The organism is Massilia cellulosiltytica (genome assembly GCF_047325105.1).
GTDB lineage: Bacteria > Pseudomonadota > Gammaproteobacteria > Burkholderiales > Burkholderiaceae_D > Telluria > Telluria orientalis.
In genome coordinates this window covers 3,662,093-3,680,653 of sequence record NZ_CP168562.1, presented here as the reverse complement: position 1 = coordinate 3,680,653, position 18,561 = coordinate 3,662,093, and the positions used below count along the sequence as shown (strand labels likewise).

The 18,561-nt window shown below is 68.7% G+C and carries 15 protein-coding genes; 2 read left to right on the top strand and 13 right to left on the bottom strand.

The genetic code is table 11. From position 1 onward, the window contains the following. Positions 1–6 precede the first annotated feature (6 nt). From ACEN9H_RS16040 to wrbA, 9 genes are all read right to left on the bottom strand, one after another. On the bottom strand, positions 7–1,101 hold the full coding sequence (locus ACEN9H_RS16040) for a threonine aldolase family protein (protein WP_413671207.1): 1,095 nt from the start codon (positions 1,099–1,101) through the stop codon (positions 7–9). 168 nt (positions 1,102–1,269) lie between these two features. Then, positions 1,270–3,282 carry a Cache 3/Cache 2 fusion domain-containing protein gene (locus tag ACEN9H_RS16035; RefSeq protein ID WP_413671206.1) on the bottom strand — a complete coding sequence of 671 codons (2,013 nt, stop codon included), beginning with the start codon at positions 3,280–3,282 and terminating at the stop codon, positions 1,270–1,272. Positions 3,283–3,437: 155 nt separating this feature from the next. Next, positions 3,438–5,261 carry an ABC transporter transmembrane domain-containing protein gene (locus ACEN9H_RS16030; RefSeq protein ID WP_413671205.1) on the bottom strand — a complete coding sequence of 608 codons (1,824 nt, stop codon included), beginning with the start codon at positions 5,259–5,261 and terminating at the stop codon, positions 3,438–3,440. 31 nt (positions 5,262–5,292) lie between these two features. Then, complete coding sequence (locus tag ACEN9H_RS16025) at positions 5,293–6,360, bottom strand: lipocalin-like domain-containing protein (protein ID WP_413675590.1); 1,068 nt, start codon at positions 6,358–6,360, stop codon at positions 5,293–5,295. Continuing rightward, a complete protein-coding gene (locus ACEN9H_RS16020; RefSeq protein ID WP_413671204.1) occupies positions 6,360–8,921 on the bottom strand; it encodes an FtsX-like permease family protein in 2,562 nt (853 codons plus the stop codon). Before ACEN9H_RS16020 ends, ACEN9H_RS16025 begins: the two co-directional genes overlap by 1 nt. Then, positions 8,909–9,355 (bottom strand): DUF4124 domain-containing protein, encoded by a 447-nt coding sequence (locus tag ACEN9H_RS16015; RefSeq protein ID WP_413671203.1) that lies wholly within the window; start codon positions 9,353–9,355, stop codon positions 8,909–8,911. The genes ACEN9H_RS16020 and ACEN9H_RS16015 overlap by 13 nt, the downstream gene beginning before the upstream one ends. A gap of 13 nt (positions 9,356–9,368) precedes the next feature. Then, positions 9,369–10,784 (bottom strand): FAD-binding oxidoreductase, encoded by a 1,416-nt coding sequence (locus ACEN9H_RS16010; RefSeq protein ID WP_413671202.1) that lies wholly within the window; start codon positions 10,782–10,784, stop codon positions 9,369–9,371. Continuing rightward, on the bottom strand, positions 10,784–11,182 hold the full coding sequence (locus ACEN9H_RS16005) for a DUF2069 domain-containing protein (protein WP_056131888.1): 399 nt from the start codon (positions 11,180–11,182) through the stop codon (positions 10,784–10,786). The genes ACEN9H_RS16010 and ACEN9H_RS16005 overlap by 1 nt, the downstream gene beginning before the upstream one ends. A gap of 3 nt (positions 11,183–11,185) precedes the next feature. Further along, a complete protein-coding gene (gene wrbA / locus ACEN9H_RS16000) occupies positions 11,186–11,797 on the bottom strand; it encodes an NAD(P)H:quinone oxidoreductase (RefSeq protein ID WP_056131891.1) in 612 nt (203 codons plus the stop codon). Positions 11,798–11,853: 56 nt separating this feature from the next. Here wrbA and ACEN9H_RS15995 point away from each other — a divergent pair, with 56 nt between their 5' ends. Next, a complete protein-coding gene (locus ACEN9H_RS15995) occupies positions 11,854–13,242 on the top strand; it encodes a YihY family inner membrane protein (protein WP_413671201.1) in 1,389 nt (462 codons plus the stop codon). On the opposite strand, the gene ACEN9H_RS15990 is transcribed toward ACEN9H_RS15995, so the two are convergent. From ACEN9H_RS15990 to ACEN9H_RS15980, 3 genes are read right to left on the bottom strand one after another with little or no spacing between them, the layout of a single operon-like run. After that, a complete protein-coding gene (locus ACEN9H_RS15990) occupies positions 13,232–13,540 on the bottom strand; it encodes an Mpo1-like protein (RefSeq protein WP_371765449.1) in 309 nt (102 codons plus the stop codon). The genes ACEN9H_RS15995 and ACEN9H_RS15990 overlap by 11 nt on opposite strands. A gap of 38 nt (positions 13,541–13,578) precedes the next feature. Beyond that, the gene (locus ACEN9H_RS15985) at positions 13,579–14,382 is read right to left on the bottom strand and encodes an alpha/beta fold hydrolase (RefSeq protein ID WP_413671200.1); all 804 of its coding nucleotides are present in this window, start codon (positions 14,380–14,382) and stop codon (positions 13,579–13,581) included. 1 nt (position 14,383) lies between these two features. After that, complete coding sequence (locus ACEN9H_RS15980) at positions 14,384–15,487, bottom strand: PLP-dependent transferase (RefSeq protein WP_413671199.1); 1,104 nt, start codon at positions 15,485–15,487, stop codon at positions 14,384–14,386. A gap of 188 nt (positions 15,488–15,675) precedes the next feature. Here ACEN9H_RS15980 and ACEN9H_RS15975 point away from each other — a divergent pair, with 188 nt between their 5' ends. Next, a complete protein-coding gene (locus ACEN9H_RS15975) occupies positions 15,676–16,131 on the top strand; it encodes a CBS domain-containing protein (RefSeq protein ID WP_036231747.1) in 456 nt (151 codons plus the stop codon). Between the two features lie 14 nt (positions 16,132–16,145). On the opposite strand, the gene ACEN9H_RS15970 is transcribed toward ACEN9H_RS15975, so the two are convergent. Further along, positions 16,146–18,389, bottom strand: a complete 2,244-nt coding sequence (locus ACEN9H_RS15970) for an EAL domain-containing protein (RefSeq protein WP_413671198.1) — start codon at positions 18,387–18,389, stop codon at positions 16,146–16,148. Positions 18,390–18,561: the final 172 nt, after the last annotated feature.

The following is an 18,561-nucleotide window of genomic DNA, read 5'->3' as shown; positions in this document are numbered from 1 at the left end:
CGCATTTTAACCCAAGCCGCGCTCCACGGCGGCCGCCAGCAGCGCCACGGCTTCGCGCACGCGGCCGTCGGGCGTGTCGAGCAGGTTGTCGCCCACGTACAGCTCGAAGAACGCGGTATCCGGCAGCACGCCGTGGTTGACGCGATTGAACGGCCAGATGCCGTGGTCGCGCGCCAGCTCGCGGCGGATCTCCAGCGCGCGCTCACGGCTCACGGGCAGGTGGATGTGCAGCATGTTGGCTTGCGGCCGGGCGGGGTTCACGCGCAGCACCGGGTGGTCGCGCAGCACGTCGAACAGGAAGCGCGTGCGCTCGAAGTACGCGGGCATCGCGGCCAGTCTCTGCTCGAACTGCATCGCCGCCGCGACCACGTACGGCGAGCGATGGATCACGTTGCCGCCCTGGCGCTTGAACCACTCGGCGGCCTGCGCGACGAATTCGCGGCTCCCGGCCAGCATGGCGCCACCGAGACCGCCGATGCCCTTGTACAGCGACGTGTAGACGGTGTCGAAGCCGGCCGCGATCTCGGCCACCGGACGGCCATATCCTGCCGCCGCCTCCCACAGGCGCGCGCCGTCCATGTGCAGGTGGATGCCGCGCGCGCGGCAGTGCGCCTTGATGGCCTGCAGGTCGTCCCACGCCGACAACTGGCCGCCGATCTCGCGCATCGGGATCTCGAGCGCGACGGCGGACAGGCGGTCCGGGATGCCCGTGATGTCGGCGGCCGTCCACGGACGAAACGGGTCGCCCGTGCGCAGCGCGTCGAAATGCCCCAGCAACTGGTAGTTGGAACGTTCGTGGACGAAGATGTGGGCGGTCGGATGCAGCGCCACCGGTGCGCGTCCGCGCGCGTCGGCGGCGAGGCGCAAGGTCGTCACCTGCGCGAGCGTGCCGCTGATGCAGAACACGGCGGCCTCGAAGCCGAGGACTTCGGCCACGCGGGCCTCGAAGCGCTGGATCAGGGCGCCGTCGCCGTAGGTGTCGTGGGCGATGCCGTTGGCGTCGCACCAGGCGGCCATCGCGGCGAACATCTCCGCCGGCGTGCGGGCGCGGTGGCCGGGGAGGATGGTAGTGCAGCGGGCAAGCAGTTCGGTGTCGGTCAAGGTGACGCTCCAGGCAGGTGGCCTTACTCTACACCGAAGGCCGCGCAGGTGGAAGGGCTGTAAACCGTCGTTCCCGGACTAGCCGTCCGCCTTGGCGGGAACCCAATTTCGGCGGCCGTGGATGCAAACTTGGGCCCCCGCCTGCGCGGGGGGCGACGGCGGTTCGAGTTAGTACTGCGCGAGCGCAGTGCGCTTCGCGGTCTGCTGTTGGTCCAGCTTGAACAACCGCACCGAGCGCGCCAGCTGGTCCGCCTGTTCCTGCATGGCCTGGGCGGCCGCGCTGGCCTCCTCGACGAGAGCAGCGTTCTGCTGGGTGACCTGGTCCATCTCGCCGATCGAACGGTTGATGTGCTCGATGCCGGTGCTCTGCGCCGCATTGGCCGTGCTGATGCGGGCCATGATGGCGGTGACTTTCTCGGCGCTGGCCAGCACTTCGTTCATCGTGACGCCGGCTTCCTGCACGATGCGGCTGCCCGCATCCACTTCCGCCGTCGACGCGACGATCAGGCCCTTGATCTCCTTCGCCGCGGCGGCGCTGCGCTGGGCGAGGTTGCGCACCTCAGTCGCCACGACGGCGAAGCCGCGGCCCTGTTCGCCGGCGCGCGCGGCTTCCACGGCCGCGTTGAGGGCGAGGATGTTGGTCTGGAACGCGATGCCGTCGATGACGCCGATGATGTCGCCGATCTTGCCGGACGACGCCTTGATCGTGTCCATCGTGTCGATCACTTCGCGCACCATGCGGCCACCTTCCTGCGCCACCATCGACGTGTTCACGGCCAGCTGGTTCGCTTCGTGGGCGTCGCCGGCGTTGCGGCGCACGGTCTCCGTCAGGTCCTGCATCGAATTCACGGTGGACGCCAGGTTGGCGGCCTGCTGCTCGGTGCGAGAGCACAGGTCCAGGTTGCCGGTCGAGATTTCGCCGGACGCGTTGGCGATCTGCTCGGCGCCGCTGCGCACCTGGCCGACGACGGTCGACAGGCTGCCGCTGATGTTGTTCATGGCGTCGGCCAGCAGGCCGATCTCGTCGCTGCGGTCGACGGGGATGCGCACGGTGAGGTCGCCCTCGGCGATGCGGACGGCGGCGTCGCGGGCCCGTACGAGTGGACGGGTGACGGTGTGCTTCATCACGGTGTGCAGGATCGCCGCGAAGATCGCCAGCGCCACGAGGCCGATGACGATGTAGCGGTTGCGCAGGCTCGCCGCTTCCTTGGTGATCTCGTCCTCGTACGTGCCGCCGGCGATCATCCAGTTCCAGTCCTTGAACAGCGTGTAGGCGGCGACTTTCGTGCGCGGGCTCGTCTCGCCCGCCTCGGCGTTCTGCCACGGGTACTGGATCAGGCCGTGCTTCGTTGCCAGCATCTCCTTGATGAATTCGCGGCCGCTCGCATCCTTGCTGGCGAGGATGTTCTTGCCTTCCTTGACGGGGTGGACGATCAGGTCGCCGTAGGTCTTGCCGGGGGTTGCGTCGAGCACGTAGTAATAGCCCGTGTCGCCGACCTTCATCTTCCTGATGCGGTCGCGCAGCGCGGCGATGTTGGCGTCGACGTCGAGGCCGATGTACAGGACGCCGATCACCTTGCCGGACGCGTCGCGGATCGGTTCGTAGTCCGTCATGAACTGCTTGCCGAACAGCTTCACCAGGCCGACGTAGGGTTTGCCCGCGCGGATCGCGGCATACGCGGGGCTCTCGTGGGCGAGGATCGTGCCGACGGCGCGGTCGCCGTTTTCCTTCTTGACCGAGGTGCTGATGCGCACGAAGTCGTCGCCGCTGGCCACGAAGATCGTCGCGTTGCCGCCCGTCTGGTGGGTGAAGCGGTCGGGCAGCGTGAAGTCGAGGTTCAGGGGCTTGCCGTTCGAGTTCAGGGTGGGCACCTGCTTGTCGCCGACGGCAACCATCGCGTCAGGGTCCAGCGTGAACTCGCCTTCGAAATGCGTGGCGAAGATGCGGCCGAAACTCGTGGCCTGGCTCTTCATCACGTTGTCGAACATCTCGACGGCGTTGACGACGCTCTGCAGCTCGGAGTTGACGTTGGCGATCGCGCGGGCATGCAGCATCGACGACGTCGTCCAGGTGATGGTGAAGACGAGGCCGGCGAGGATGACGGAGACGAGGGCGAACGTGAAGGCCGTGATCTTCGAGCCGACCGTCAGGTTCGTGACGCTGAACGATTTCTTGTTCATGAAAATAGAGGATAAGCTGGCGTTGCGCTATGGTACGCCAGGTATCCACTAGGAAACAAAAATGTGTCGCGTTTTCGATGTGTTCATGCAACAAATTCTTGCCGGGATGGCATGAATCGTTGCGTAACCGCGCGCGGCGTTATCGTCCGGCTAACTCAATGCTCGACCTGAACGTTATGGAACTGTAAAGCCGCCAGGTTCGCGTAGATGCCGCCGAGCGCCACCAGCGACGCATGCGTGCCCGTCTCGACGATGCGCCCGTCCTCCATCACGATGATGCGGTCGGCCCGCTGCACGGTGGCCAGGCGGTGCGCGATGATGAGCGTGGTGCGGCCCACCATCGCCGCTTCCAGCGCGCGCTGCACGAGGCGTTCCGACTCCGCGTCGAGGGCGCTCGTCGCTTCGTCCAGCAGCAGCAGCGGGGGATTCTTGAGGAGTGCGCGCGCGATGGCGACGCGCTGGCGCTGGCCGCCCGACAGGCGCACGCCGCGCTCGCCTAGGTAGGACTGGTAACCCTGCGGCAGGCGTTCGATGAATTCGTGGGCCGCGGCCAGCTTCGCGGCGGCGATCACTTCTTCGTCGGTCGCGTCGGCGCGGCCGTAGCGGATGTTTTCCAGCGCGTTCGCGGAGAAGATGACGGTGTCCTGCGGGACGATGCCGATGGCGCCGCGCAGCACGTGCAGGTCGAGGTCGCGGATGTCCACGCCGTCGAGCCGGATGCTGCCTGCCTGCGGGTCGTAGAAGCGCAGCAGCAGCTGGAACAAGGTGGTCTTGCCGGCGCCGGACGGGCCGACGACGGCCACGGTCTCGCCGGGTCTCACGTCCAGGCTCACGTGGTCCAGCGCCGCGGTCTCGGGCCGCGACGGGTACGAGAACTGCACGTTCGCGAGGTTCAGGGCGGCACCGCCGGCCGTGCGGTGCGGCAGCGGCGTCGGGTGCGCGGGGTTGCGGATGTCGGAGCGGACGGCCAGCAGTTCCAGCAGGCGCTCGGTGGCGCCGGCCGCGCGCTGGGCCTCGCCCATCACTTCGGACAGCGCGCCGATGGCCCCGGACACGATCGACGCGTACAGGATGAACTGGCCCAGGTCGCCGCCCGTCATGGCGCCTTCCAGGACGGCGTGGGCGCCCAGCCACAGCACGAACACGATGGCGCCGAAGACCAGCGCGATCGCGAGCATCGTCAGGACGGCGCGGGCGCGGATGCGCCGCATCGCCGTCGCGAACGCGCCTTCGACGGAAGACCCGAAGCGCCGGGCTTCGATCTTCTCGTGGGTGAAGGCCTGCACGGTGGGCATGGCGTTGAGGATCTCGCCGGCGATGGCCGACGCGTCGGCGATGCGGTCCTGCGAATCGCGCGACAGCTTGCGCACGCGCCGGCCGAACAGCACGATCGGCACGACGACCAGCACCAGCAGGCCGAGGATGATCGACGTGAGCTTCGCGCTCGTCACGAACAACATCGCGAGGCCGCCGACGAACAGCAGGGTGTTGCGCAGCGCGAGCGAGATGCTCGTGCCGACGACGGCCTGGATCAGCGTGGTGTCGGTGGTCAGGCGCGACAGCACCTCGCCCGTGCGCGTCGTCTCGAAGAATTCGGGACTCTGTTCGACGACGTGGCGGTAGACGGCGCTGCGGATGTCCGCCGTCACGCGCTCGCCGAGCCACGACACCGTGTAGTAGCGCGCCGCCGTCGCGACCGCGAGCACGGCGGCCACGCCGAACAGCGCGAGGAACGTGGCGTTGACGCTGGCGGCGTTCGACGCACCTCCCTTCGCGCCGAAGCCGTGGTCGATCATCTGCTTGAAGGCGGCGGGGATCGCCAGCGTGGCGCTGGCCGCGACGAGCAGGGCGAGGCCGGCGAACAGGAACTGGCGGCGGTACGGCCGCAGGAAGGGCAGCAGGCCTTTCAATGCGGCGAGGGCGCCCTTGCGCGAGGTGGTGTCGTTGGATGGGGTGTCGCTGGTGGAACCGTTGCTCATGTCGTCTTCTTGTTCGTCTTGTTGCGGATGCTTACAGCTTCATGGCCGATACGTAGCCGGTCAGCTCGAGGTAGCCCCTTCCGGCGGGCCTTCCGTCGCGCTGCACGGTGACGGCGCCTTCCCAGTACACGGCCCCGGTCGAGCGGCGCGAATCCAGTTCCTGGTCCGGCTGCAGCGGCTCGATGCGCCATTGCGTCGTCCCCGTGGCGAGCAGCGTCGCCACCGGGTAGGCGGCGTTCGTGCGCGGCGAGGTCCAGGTTCGTTGCGGCGCGAAGCGCACCTGGTCCGGACCGTATTGCGTCACCTTGCCTGCGCCGTCGCGCCAGGTCGCGTGGGCCCACAGTGTACTACCATCCCTGGCGCGGATCCGGAAGGCCATCAGCGCGCCGCCGTCGTCGAGGTTCACGCCGGTCCAGTCCCAGCCCGCGGCGTTGGTGTCCAGCACCTGGCTGGACCATTCGTGGTCGAGCCATGCGGTGCCCGTCACGGCCTGCTTGCGGCCTGCGTGAACGACGTCGCCGTCGACCTGCAGATGCGGCTCGCTATAGTAATAGCTGGCGTGGCCCGCCTGTGGACCCTTTTGCGAAAAGCCGGCCTCGCCCTGCAGCAGCACCGGTTGCGTGGGCGTGAGTCGCAACGTGAACGACAGCTCGCCGGCGCGCACGACGACGCGGTAGCGGCCGTCCGGTTCGCGCCGCATGCTCCAGTCGTCGAGTTTCACGTCCGTCGTGCCCGTGCCCGCGTAGGCGAGCCCGAAGCCGGCGCGCGCGCTTCGCTGGTCGTGCACGAGGTGGCCAAGCGCCGGGTCGGACAGCGCCGCGTGGCCGATGACCAGCTGTTTCGGCGCGAACGCGCTCGGGTTGGCCGGGTCCGTCTCCGTGCGGCTGCGGAAGAACGTGACCTGGAAGCCGAGCGGCTTGCCGTCGGGTGTTTTCAGCCAGCCGGTCGCGTACCACCATTCCGTACGGTAGTCCGGATGGGCGCCGTAATCGGCCGGGAAGGCCAGGGTGCGTCCCGGCGTGACCGGTGCAAACACGGGCGGTGCCGCGTGGACGCACGTCGCCACGAGCCACAGCAGCAGGGTGCGGACCAGGATCATCACCAGTCCTCCCGTACCGCGCGCACCGGCCCGCCGGACAAGGCGTAGCGGCCCGACACGAGCGCCGTCGCAACGGACGCCGCCACCAGCACGGCCGCGACGCTGCCCAGCAGGGGCCACGGCAGGTGCAACTGCATCGTCCAGTGGAACGATTGCGGATTCACGACGTAGACGAGGATCAGGCTGATGACGAGGCCGAGCACGAAGCCCGTGACGACGCCGAGCGCCGTCAACGCGCCGCCCTCGACGGCGAGGATGCCCAGCACCTGCCGGCGCGTGACGCCCACGTGGCGCAGCATGCCGAATTCCTTCGCGCGCGCCAGCGTTTGCGCGGAGAATGTCGCGGCCACGCCCGAGAGGCCGATGGCGATGGCGATCGCCTCCAGCAGATAGGTCACGGCGAAGCTGCGGTCGAAGATGCGCAAACTCATGGCCCGGATGTCGCCGGGCCGTGCCAGTTGGAGCGCCGCGCCGAACGGTAGTTTGCGCAGCGCGGCCTCGACGTGCGCGATATCGGCGCCGGGGGCGGCCCACAGCGCGGCATCGGTGACGGTCGTGTCGCCCGTCAGCGCGCGATAGTCATCCAGGAGCACGACGACGGCGCCGGTCTGGTTGGCATAGTCGCGCCAGACGCCGGCGATGAAGAAAGGCTGCGACCGGCCGCCCAGCGGCAGGTTCACGGTCTGCCCGGTCTTCAACCGGTACAGGTCCGTCATCGCTTCCGATACCCACACGGGCCGGGCGCCCGCGGGCACCGGGGCCGGGTCGCCGACGAGGGCCAGCATCCGTCCCGGATCGTTCGCGTCGATATCGCGCGCGACGAGCGCGATGTTGGGCCGGGCCGGGTCGAGCGACAACGGCCGCGTGCGCAGGAACGCGGCGCGCGCGACGCCGGGCACGCCGGCCAGCGCCGCCTGTTCCGGCGCGCCGAAGCCGCCCGTGTTGCCACCGCTGCTGCTGCGCACGTACAGGTCGGCAGGCAGGATGTGCAGGATCCAGTCGTCGACGGAGACGCGGAAGCTGGCGACCATGATGCCCATTGCGACCATCAGGCTGAAGCTCGCCAGTACGCCGCCCAGTGCGATCGAGGCCTGGCCCGGCGCGTTGGCGAGGCGCGCCAGCGTGAGTGCCAGCACGGGCGAATGGTCCTCACGGCGGCGCAGCACGCGGTCCAGTGACCGGAACGCCGATGCGGCCAACCGGGGCATCAGGCCGATGCCGCCGATGAGCAGCAGGGCGACGGCGAAATAGCCGAACAGCGGCAACCCGAACACGGGCGGCGCGAACGCGCAGGCGCCGGCGAGCAGAAGGCAGACCAGGGCGGGCCAGACGCGGTTGAGGCGCTCCAGCGCCGTCTCGTCGTTACCCGACTTGAGTGCGATGGCGGGCCGGGCACGCGCCGCTTCGAGTGCAGGCGCGGCGCAGCCGAGCAGCGCGACGCCGAGGCCCAGGCCGAAATAGACGAGGGCGGCGCCGGGCGCGAACTGTACGTGCGGTTTCACGCCGGGGAAGTAGCCGGCGCCGAGGTCGCCGCCGAACAGCGACAGGGCGGCAGCCGCGAGGCCATAGCCCGCCGCGATGCCGAGCAGGGCGCCGAGCACGCCCAGGATCGCGCCTTCCAGCAGCACCTGGCGCAGCAGCGCGCGCCGTTCCAGGCCGAGCACGCGCAGCAGCGCGAACTGGCCGCGCCGGCGCAGCACGGACAGCGCCTGTGTGGAAAACACGAGGAATGCGCCGGTGAACAGGGCGACCAGCGCCAGCACCGTCAGGTTCACGCGGTATGCGCGGCTGAGGTTATTGCTGCGGCTTTCCTGGTTGGCGTCGCCGGGACGGCCGACCGTGAAGCGGCCGGGATAATCGCGCTCCAGCTCCGCCGCCAGCGCGCGCTCGAACGTGGCGCGGTCGACGCCGTCGCGCAGTTTCAGGTCGATGCGCGACAGTTTGCCGGTGAGTCGAAAACGCCACTGCAGCGCGCCGATGTCCATCACGCCGAGGCGCTGGCCGCTGCGCGCGCGCAGGATCGGCCCGGCCACGCGCAGCGCCAGGTCGTGCGTGCCGGCGCGGACCGTGATGCGGTCGCCGCGCGCCTTGCCCAGCCACGCCTGCGCGGCCGGCGACAGGAACACGGCATCGTCCGCGAGGACGTCGTACGGGTGGGACGCATCCGGCACGCCCATCAGGTCGGGGGCGATGTAGCCGGCGCGGAAGGCGTCGAGGCCGACGATCTTCAGCGACCCCTGGCCATCGGCCCGTGCGGCGTCGACCTCGAGCACGGGCGAGGCGAGAGCGACGCCTTCGTGGGTGGCCAGGCGTGGGTAGATGCCCTCGTCGAACAGCGCTTCGCGCCCCGTGACCTGGACGTCGGCCTGGCCGGAGAGGCTGTGCACGGCCGCGTTGAATTCATTGAATGCCGCTGCATTGATCAGGTGGATGGCGAAGCCCATCGCGACGCCGACCGCGATGGCGACGACGGCCAGCACCGCGCGCATCGGGTGCGCGCGCCACTCGCCGAACAGCAGCCAGCGCGACAACGGGTTGACGCCGAAAATCACGCCGGACATTCCACCGCCAGCGCTTCCGTCGCCCGTTTCGACCGGCGCTGCGCGGCCACCTTGGCGCGGCCCGTCAGCCGGGCGACGTCTTCCTCGGCCCAGCGCTTGCGCAGGTTCAGCCGCGCGCACTGCTTGCGGTGCGTGGCGGCGGCTCTGGCCTGGCGCGCGTCGGCCTTGTCACCGCGTTCCTGTTCCCGCTTTTGTTCCTTCTCCCGCGCGATGCGCAGCTTTTCCAGCTGGAGGAGCGTGCGCGCGTCGCGCGTCGGCACCGATTCCGCGCCTTCGGGGCGGATGCCCACCGGCGCCGGCAACTCGACCGACTTGCCGTGGACGCAGGGGCGGTCCGAGTAACTCGTCTTGCCGCCCTGCGTGCATTTGTAGACGGGATCGGCGAGGGCGTTGGTCAGCAAACAGGCCGCGAGCAGGGGAAGAAAACGCATCATGAAGGTCTCCGGGTCACAGGATTTTACCGGGGTTCATGATGCCCAGCGGGTCGAGCGCAGCCTTGATCGCACGCATCAGCTGCAGCTCGACCGGCGACTTGTAGCGCGGGAGCTCGTCGCGCTTCAACGCGCCGATCCCGTGCTCGGCCGAGATCGACCCGCCATGCGCCGCCACGCTGTCGTGCACGATGCGGTTGATGGGGCCCTGCTCGGCGAGGAAATCGTCGTGGCGGATGCCTTCCGGCGGCGCGACGTTGTAGTGCAGGTTGCCGTCGCCCAGGTGGCCGAAGCAGACGACCTGCACGCCGGGATAGTCCGCTTCCAGCTGCGCGTCCGTCGTCTCGATGAAGTCGGCGATGCGCGAGATCGGTACGGATATGTCGTGCTTGATGTTCTTGCCGGCCGCCGCCTGCGCGAGCGGGATGTGCTCGCGGATGGCCCACAGCGCGCGCGACTGGGCGATCGACGTCGCGACGACGGCATCCTGCGCGAGCCCGTCTTCCAGCGCCCGTTCGATCGCGCGTTCCAGCAAGGCCACGCCGTGCGCCTCGGACTCGTGGCTCGACAGTTCCAGCAGCGCGTACTGGGGATAGCGTTCCGGGAACAGCTTCGGCAGGTCGGGGAAATGGCTGGCGACGAGGCGCAGGCTGACGTCGCTCATCAATTCATAGCCCGTCAAGGTCGGCCCGCATTCGCCTTCGACGAGCTTCAGCAGCGCCAGCGCGTCGCGCGGCGTGGCCAGCGCGACGAGCGCCGTGATCGCGGCCTTCGGCTGCGGGAACAGTTTCAGTACGGCCGCCGTGATGACGCCGAGCGTGCCTTCCGCGCCCACGTACAGGTCGCGCAGGTCGTAGCCCGTGTTGTCCTTGCGCAGGCCGCGCAGCGCATCCCACACCTCGCCCTGCGCGGTGACGACTTCGAGGCCCAGGCACAATTCTCGCGTGTTCCCGTAGCGCAGGACGCCCGTGCCGCCCGCATTGGTCGACAGGTTGCCGCCGATGGTGCAACTGCCTTCGGCCGCCAGCGACAGCGGGAACAGCATGCCGTGGTCAACGGCGGCACGCTGGATGTCCTGCAGGATGCAGCCGGCTTCCACGGTCATCGTGCGGTTGAACGTATCGACGGTGCGGATGCGGTTCAGGCGCCGCAGCGACAGCACGATGGCGTCGCCCGCCGCATCCGGCACGCTGCCCAGCACGAGGCCGGTGCGGCCGCCCTGCGGCACGATCGGGACGCGCAGTTCCGCGCACAGGCGCACGACGGCGGCCACTTCGGCCGTGCTGGCGGGACGCACGACGGCGCGGGCACGGCCCGTGAATCGGCCGCGCCAGTCGGTCAGGTACGGGGCGGTGTCGTGCTCGTCGACGAGGACGTTCGTCGGCCCGACGATGGCGCTGCAACGCTCGATAAGGTGATCAGCGATGAGCATCAGTCATGCGGCACTTTGACCTTGTCGAGCAATTCCTTGGCCAGCTTCTGCGCCTGCTTCTTGTACGGGCGCAGGTACAGCAGGGCGAACAGGAAGTACGAGACGACGAGCAGCGCTTCGCCCAGCGCCATCATGCGCGAGATTTCCGTCTTGTCGCTCCAGGCGCGCACGATGCCTTCGACGAAGTAGATCAGGATGACCATCGACGACCACTGCAGCGTGTACAGGTCGCGTTTCAGGACGCCGCGCAGCGGCAGCAGCAGCGGCAGGGCCTTCAGGGCCAGCAGCGAGCCGCCGGGATGGAGCGGCGCGACGACGATCTCCCAGACCAGCAGCCAGGCGAACAGGATGACGAGACTCGTCACCGCGCCCGTGTGAAATGCCCTTTGCGTTTGCATCGTTTATTCCGTCCCCTGCAGTTTGCGGCTGGCGATCGCGAGGCGCCGGCCGAGCGCGATCGCAAGCCGCTTCTCGTCTTCCGTCACCGGGCGGTTGCCGTCCACGCCCGACCAGTGGGTCGCGCCGTAGGGACTGCCGCCGCTCGCGGTGGTCATCAGTTCCGGCTCGGTGTAGGGCAGGCCCATCACCATCATGCCGTGGTGCAGCAGCGGGATCATCATCGACAGCAGGGTCGATTCCTGGCCGCCGTGCAGGCTGCCCGTCGACGTGAACACGGCAGCGGGCTTGCCGGCCAGCGTGCCGGACAGCCATTGCGCGGAAGTACCGTCGAGGAAATATTTCATGGGCGCCGCCATATTGCCGAACCGCGTGGGCGAACCCAGCGCCAGTCCGGCACACTCCGCCAGGTCCTCGAGCTCCACGTAGGGCGCGCCGGCACGCGGGATGTCGGGTTCCGTCGCTTCGGCCACCGTCGATACCGCGGGAACAGTCCGCAACCGGGCTTCCAGGCCCGGCACGCTGTCGATGCCCTGGCCGATCAGTTCGGCCAGCCGGCGCGTCTTTCCATGACGCGAGTAATACAACACGAGGATAATCCGATTGGTTGGGTTCATCGTTGGTATTATAGGGCGCTTTACAAGATGACACGCTCGCCGTCGGCGCTTTTTCGATGCTTTCCAAGACCGTCACCAATCTTTCCCGCAGCACGACCGAGATGATCAATACGGGCGTCGACCGGGTGCGCGGACTGACGTGGAACGAGGTGCGCGACCTCGTGCGCTTCGCGCGCCGCCGCCTCACCGAGGAAAAGCTGCCGCAGGTCGCGGGCAGCCTCACGTTCACGACCACCCTGGCCATCGTCCCGCTGCTGACGATCGTGCTGGCCATCTTCACCACGTTTCCGATGTTCGGCAAACTGCGCACCGCCCTGGACAATTATTTCGTCCAGATGCTGATGCCGAAGGCGATCGCCAACACGATCACGTCGAACCTGACGCAGTTCGCCAGCAAGGCGACGGGGCTGTCGGCCGTCGGCGGTATCGCCCTCGTGTTCACGACCGTCGCGCTGATCGGCACGATCGAGCGGGCGTTCAACCAGATCTGGAAGGTGCGCCGCCCCCGTCCCGTCGTGCAGCGCGTGCTCGTGTACTGGGCGCTCGTCACCCTGGGGCCGCTCGCGTTCGGCCTGTCGCTCACGTTGACGTCGCAACTGTTTTCCGCCACCAATGGCCTGATGAGCCTCGTGCCGTTCCTGGGCGCGGTCTTCTACACGGTCGTGTCGGTCGCGTTGACGACGGGTGCCTACGTGCTGCTGTACATGACGGTCCCGAACCGCGACGTCGACTGGCGCGACGCCATGTGGGGCGGCCTGGTCGCCGCCATTGCGTTCGAGGTGGCGAAACGGGTGTTCGCCATCTTCATCCGCCAATTTCCCACCTACGCCATCATCTACGGGGCGCTGGCCGCGCTGCCGCTGTTCCTCGTCTGGATGTACCTGTCCTGGATGATCACCCTGGTGGGCGCGCTGCTGACGGCCGCGCTACCCATCGTCAAGTACGAGCGCTGGTGGTACGAACCCGTCCCGGGCGGCGCGTTCGTGGATGCGATGGCCGTGCTGAAGGTGCTGCACGGCGGTGCGCGGCTGACGGGCACGGCGATGGTGTCGAGCGCCCAGATCCGTACGTGCACGCGGATCGGTTACGACGAGATGACCGAGTTGCTGGAGCGGATGGTGGCGGCCGGCTGGGTCGGGCGCGTGCACGTGGAGGAGCAAGTGTCGCTGCGGTGGAGGATGGGAAAACGCGGAGGCGCGCGGGCCGGGACCGATTGCTGGGTGCTGCTCGTCGATCCGCGCCTCGTCAGGCTGGCGGACGTCTACCGGCTGTTCGTGTTCGGCGGCGTCAAGAGCGAGGCCGGCCCGCCGGCCGACGGCGCGCAGTCGCCGCTGGCGCTGGACACGGCCGCGCTCGCGCGCCAGGTCGAGGCGTCCGTCGAGCGGGGGCTGGACGAGACGCTGGCTGACCATTTTGACAGCTCAGTTGCGCCGCTTACCAACTGAGCTTGCCGGTCAGCATCTCCCAATACATCACCCAGTCCGCGCGGAACGAATACCACGGGTAGCCGAACGTGGCCGGGCGGTTTTTCTCGAACAGGAAGTGCCCGATCCAGGCGCCGCCGTAGCCCGTCACGACGGCGACGACGAGCCACCAGGGATTCAGGCTGTCGATGTATTGCGCGATGCCCGCGATGGCCGACGACGTGCCGAGGAAGTGGGCGCGCCGGCACATCCGGTTCTCGTGCTGGGTCAGGTACCAGGGATAGAACTGCGCGAAACTGTCGTAGCGGACGGCGGCCATGCTGCTCTCCGGGTTGTCTCCCTGCCGTCCAGTGTAGATCAATCCAGGCCGCGCACGAAGTCCGCCAGCGCCGCGCTTACCGCATCCGGCTGTTCCGTCATCAGCGCATGCCCGCAATCGAGCGCGACGACGCGCGCATGCGGGATCGCGGCCACGAGCCCTTGCGCCGAACGGGGCGGCGTCATCACGTCGCGCCGGCCCTGCACGAACAGGGTTGGGCACGCGATGGCCTGCGCGGCCGCGCCCCCGTTCGCGTACGTATTGCACGCCACGAAGTCCGTGTGGAACAGCCGGTCCGGGTTCAGCTGCGACAGCCGCTGCATCAGCCGGCGCGACGCGCCCGCCAGCCAGGTACCTTGCGGCCGGCCCGGCGCGGCCGGCGCGACCGCGGCGTGCGACCACAGGTTGACCATGTCGATGGCGGCCGGCTCGTTCGTGCGCGCCGTCTCCAGCAGGGCGTCCGACACCTTCATCGGCCACGTGCTGCCCACGAGGGCCAGCGCGCGTACGCGGGCGGGCGCCCGGGACGCGGCCTCGAGGGCGATCAGCGAACCCATGCTGTGGCCGGCCAGCACGGCGCGGGCGATGCCGGCCGCGTCGAGCAGGCCGAGCAGCCAGGCGGCCATGTCCTCGACCGTGGCCAGCGCGGGGCCGGCACTGCGGCCGTGGCCGGGCAGGTCGACGGCCAGCACGTGATGGCCCTGGTGCGCGAGGGTGCGGGCCTGGGCGGTCCAGACGGAATGGTCGTTCTGGGCGCCGTGGATGAACACGATGGCGTCCCGGCCCGGCGCGCTGCCGGCAGTGTAGACGTAGGCGGTCCTGCCGTTCACGTCGAGCAGCATGTCAGGCTCCTTTCTGCGCCAGTTTCAGGGCGCGGGCGAGGTCGTCGAGCAGGTCGTCCAGGTCTTCCAGGCCGATGTGGAGGCGCACGTTGCCCGCGCCAGCGTCGGTGGCGGACGAGCGGGGGCCGCCGATGGCATCCGCCCGGCCGAAGACCTTCAGCGTATCGAGGAAGCGGGCGGCCGCGGCCGGGCCGCCCTGCAGTGTGAACGGGACGACGGCGCCGGCGCCGCGCGGCAGCAGTCCGTGTTCCGCATACGCGACGCCCGCGACGGCCGGGTGACCCGCGAGCGTCTGCGCGACCTTGCGGGCGCCGGCGACGTGGCGGTCCATGCGCATGCCCAGGGTCTCGAGGCCCCGCAGGATCGTGGCCGCATCGTGCGCGCCCGGCGCGGTGCCGAAAGCGCGCAGGCCGACGTGGCGCGCGCACAGGGCGAAGGCGCCGACCGTCGACTCTTCGGCGAACACGCGGCCGTCGCAGGCGGGGTTCGGTTCGCACAGGTCGGCGTAGCGGCCCGTGCGCGTGTGCGCGGCATGCCAGTCGAACGTGCCGCCGTCGACGAGCAGGCCGCCGGGCGCGTCCGCTTGTCCCGCGAGGAAGGCGGCATCATGGACCACGAGGTCGGCGCCGTGGTCGAACGCGGACAGCAGCCACGGCGTGGCAAGTGTCGCGTCGACGAGCAGCGGCAGGTCGTGGCCGTGCGCGACGGCGGCCACGCGCGGGATGTCGAGAACGGTGCCGTCCAGCCCGAGGGCCGCGCCGACGAGCACCCGCGTCTCGGCCCGGATGGCCGCGCGCCACGCGTCGGGAGCGCGCGGATCGACGAACGTCGTCGTGACGCCGAAGCGGCGCAGGCCGTGGGCGAGGAGGGCGCGCGCGTCGTCATGCAGGTTGTCCGCGGCGACGACGTGGTGGCCGTTGCCTGCCAGCGTGGCCAGCGCCAGATGCAGCGCGGCCTGGCCGCTGGCCGTCGCGATGCCGGCGACACCACCTTCGAAGGCGGCGACGCGCTCCTCGAGCGTGGCGCCGGCCGGGGCGGGTAACGGGGCGCCGGCGGCGACGTGCAGCGCCAGCGTGCTGAAGCCGGGGTAGCGGGGACCGCTCATGGGGTTCATCCTGAAAACGAAGACGGCGCATGCTAGCATCCGATAGCGCTAACCGTTACATTTAATCATCAAGATGGTGCAGAGTGCACGGTTGCAAGGCAAAAAGGTGGATTTTTTGGGGAGCTTAGGCTAGAGTCAAATTTATGAAATACACAACGCAGCACGCATCTCCACTCAAGGGGGTCCAAATGAAGGTATCGGAAATCCTGCAGGTCAAGGGCGACATCCTGTACACCGTGTCGCCGGACACCGACCTGGCCAACGCCGCCGCCACGATGGCCGAGCGCGACATCGGCTCGCTCGTCGTGATGGAATATGGCGACCTGGTCGGCATGCTGACCTTCCGCGAGGTCATCAAGGCCTTGCACGCGCATGGCGGTTCGCTCGAACCCGCGGGCACCGTGCGCAAGCACATGGACGACAGCCCGATCACCGTCACCCCGGACACCGAAGTCAACGAAGTGCGCCGTATCATGCTGGAAAAGCACGCGCGCTACCTGCCCGTCATGAACGCGCGCACGCTGCTGGGCGTGATCTCGTTCTACGACGTCGCGAAGGCCGTGCTCGAGGCGCAGAGCTTCGAGAACCGCATGCTCAAGGCCTATATCCGCGACTGGCCTGCCGAGCAGATGGCCGAGGATTGAGCGGTCGCCGGTGATTACGCGGCGCGCGTCAGCGCGTCGCTGCCCAGCCACTCGATGAGTGCCTCGGGCGCGAGCGGGCGCGCGAACAGATAGCCCTGCGCGAGCGGGCAACCGAGCGCCTGCAGGATCTGCGCCTGCACCTCGTCCTCGACACCTTCGGCGATGATCGACAGGCCCAGGTTGCGGCCCAGCTCGATGACCATCTCCGCGATGCTGCTGCCCCGTGCCGCGTCCGTGATCTCGGTCACGAACGCGCGGTCGATCTTGAGCCGATCCACGCACAGGCGCTGCAGATAGGAGAGGGACGAGAAGCCCGTGCCGAAATCGTCGATGGCGATCGACACGCCGGTGCGCTTGATTTCGGCGAGGCGTTCGATCAGCAGGTCGGGTTCTTCCATCGCCATCGATTCCGTGATCTCCAGCTCGACACGCTCCGGCGGCGCGCCCGTATCGAGCAGCGCGTGGCGCAGCATGTCGATGAAATGCGGATGGCGGAACTGGACTTGCGAGACGTTGATCGACATCGTGAAGTCGAGGTGGCCCGCCGCGCGCACGCGCACGAGTTCCGCGCAGGCTTCGCGCAACACCCACGCGCCGATGTCGATGATCAGGCCCGAGTATTCCGCGATCGGAATGAACCGGTCGGGCGGGACGAAGCGGCCGTCTTCCGTGCGCCAGCGCAGCAGCGCCTCGGCGCCGAACGCGCGGCGCGCGGCGAGTTCGACCTGGGGCTGATAGGCGAGGAACAGTTCGCCGCGCGCGAAGCCGCTGCGCAGCGCGTGCATCAGGCGCACCCGTTCACGGATCTCCACGCCCATGCCGCGCGAAAAATAGAAGTGGCCGCCGCGCCGCTGGGTTTTCGCGCGCTTCAGCGCGATGTCGGCATCCTTCAGCGCATCGGCCGCGGTGCCGTCATGCTCCAGCAGGCGCACGAGGCCCAGCGTGGCGGACACCTGCACGTCCTGGCCTTCGATCGAGAACGGCGCCGCGAACTGGTCTTGGACGGCGGCCGGATCGATCAGGTCGGCCTCGCCCAGCAGGCAGAAGATGTCGCCGCCGATGCGTGCCAGCGCCACCCGCGCATCCAGGCGCGTGCGCAGGCGCTGCGCCACCGCGCCGAGCAGCGCGTCGCCGAACTGGTGGCCGAGGGCGTCGTTCGTTTCGGCGAACTGGTCGATGTCGACGAGGCACAGGGTCGCGTCGGCGCGCGCCTGCAGGCTGTCGTCGATGAGTTCGACGAGGCGGGTCCGGTTCGGCAGGCTCGTGAGGCCGTCGTAGAACGCCGCGCGGTGCAGGGCGGTCATCAGGGCGACGTTGTCCAGGCCGACCGCGATGCTGCTCGTGAATACGTCGACGAGGCCGCGGCGCAGGGCGTCCAGCGGCCGCGTCAACTTCAGCCACGCGGCGAAATGACGGTGCGACTTGCCGCAGAAGTAAAGGGCGACGTGGTCGGGTTCGTACAGGTTGCGCCGTTCGGCCAGCGCACGCGCGATGGCGGCGGCGGGGCCCTGACCGCCCGGCGCGAGCATGCCGTCGCGCGCGAGATCCGCGCTGGGCCCGCAACTGGCCAGCACCTGCCAGCCGACGTGGCCCGTGCCCGGCACGCAGGCGCACAGCACGCCGTCCGCCGGCTGGCCCGCGAGGACAGCCACTTCGCGCAGGATGCCGAGCGTCATCTCGCCGACCGTGTGCAGGGCCATCAATTCCGTATTGGCGCGCACGACTTCGGCAAGGCCCGTGCGGCTGTCTTCGAGCGCGTGGATCTGCTCGTAGGCGCGGATCGCGGCGGCCACGCTCGTGTAGAGCTTCGTGCGGGTGAGTTCCGACTTGGTGCGGTAATCGTTGATGTCGTAGCCGCGGATGGCGTCCATCTCGGGCGCATAGCCGGGCTGGCCCGTGCGCAGGATGATGCGCACGTCGTGGCGGCCGAGCGTGTCGCGCACGTGGCGCACGAGGTGCAGGCCGGCGTCGGCCTGTTCCATCACGACGTCGAGCAGGATCACGGCGATGTCGTCTTCGCGTGCCAGCACGTCCATCGCTTCGGCGGCGGAATACGCATGCAGGAATGCCAGCGGCCGGCCGTGCATCTCGAGCGTACCGAGCGCGAACGTCGTCGTCGAATGGACGTCGGCGTCGTCGTCGACGATCAGCACGCGCCACGCGCCGCCGTCCTTCGCGGGGGCGTCTGCCGGCGACTCGTCTGCGAACACCAGGTCATCGTCCTGTGCGGCGCCCGGAGGCGTGTTCGGTGCGGGCATTGCTGCGTCTCCAGGTTAAGCTCGATAGTTGCGAACTAGTATATCTGCAATGGTATCAAGTCAGGCAAGAAAATTCCACACGGAAACATTTTTATTCGTGCAAGTAGGCAATTCACCGATCGGTTGTCCATGCTGGTAGAATCTTCCATTCCATTCGCACAACCCAACGAGA

What these genes read in the sequence shown, in the direction of transcription:
- ACEN9H_RS15970 (WP_413671198.1), bottom strand. Translation starts at nt 18,389, where the DNA reads ATGCCCGCACCGAACACGCCTCCGGGCGCCGCACAGGACGATGACCTG.
- wrbA (WP_056131891.1), bottom strand. Translation starts at nt 11,797, where the DNA reads ATGAACCCAACCAATCGGATTATCCTCGTGTTGTATTACTCGCGTCAT.
- ACEN9H_RS15975 (WP_036231747.1), top strand. Translation starts at nt 15,676, where the DNA reads ATGAAGGTATCGGAAATCCTGCAGGTCAAGGGCGACATCCTGTACACC.
- ACEN9H_RS16035 (WP_413671206.1), bottom strand. Translation starts at nt 3,282, where the DNA reads ATGAACAAGAAATCGTTCAGCGTCACGAACCTGACGGTCGGCTCGAAG.
- ACEN9H_RS16025 (WP_413675590.1), bottom strand. Translation starts at nt 6,360, where the DNA reads ATGATCCTGGTCCGCACCCTGCTGCTGTGGCTCGTGGCGACGTGCGTC.
- ACEN9H_RS15995 (WP_413671201.1), top strand. Translation starts at nt 11,854, where the DNA reads ATGCTTTCCAAGACCGTCACCAATCTTTCCCGCAGCACGACCGAGATG.
- ACEN9H_RS16030 (WP_413671205.1), bottom strand. Translation starts at nt 5,261, where the DNA reads ATGAGCAACGGTTCCACCAGCGACACCCCATCCAACGACACCACCTCG.
- ACEN9H_RS16015 (WP_413671203.1), bottom strand. Translation starts at nt 9,355, where the DNA reads ATGATGCGTTTTCTTCCCCTGCTCGCGGCCTGTTTGCTGACCAACGCC.
- ACEN9H_RS16020 (WP_413671204.1), bottom strand. Translation starts at nt 8,921, where the DNA reads ATGTCCGGCGTGATTTTCGGCGTCAACCCGTTGTCGCGCTGGCTGCTG.
- ACEN9H_RS15990 (WP_371765449.1), bottom strand. Translation starts at nt 13,540, where the DNA reads ATGGCCGCCGTCCGCTACGACAGTTTCGCGCAGTTCTATCCCTGGTAC.
- ACEN9H_RS16005 (WP_056131888.1), bottom strand. Translation starts at nt 11,182, where the DNA reads ATGCAAACGCAAAGGGCATTTCACACGGGCGCGGTGACGAGTCTCGTC.
- ACEN9H_RS15985 (WP_413671200.1), bottom strand. Translation starts at nt 14,382, where the DNA reads ATGCTGCTCGACGTGAACGGCAGGACCGCCTACGTCTACACTGCCGGC.
- ACEN9H_RS16010 (WP_413671202.1), bottom strand. Translation starts at nt 10,784, where the DNA reads ATGCTCATCGCTGATCACCTTATCGAGCGTTGCAGCGCCATCGTCGGG.
- ACEN9H_RS15980 (WP_413671199.1), bottom strand. Translation starts at nt 15,487, where the DNA reads ATGAGCGGTCCCCGCTACCCCGGCTTCAGCACGCTGGCGCTGCACGTC.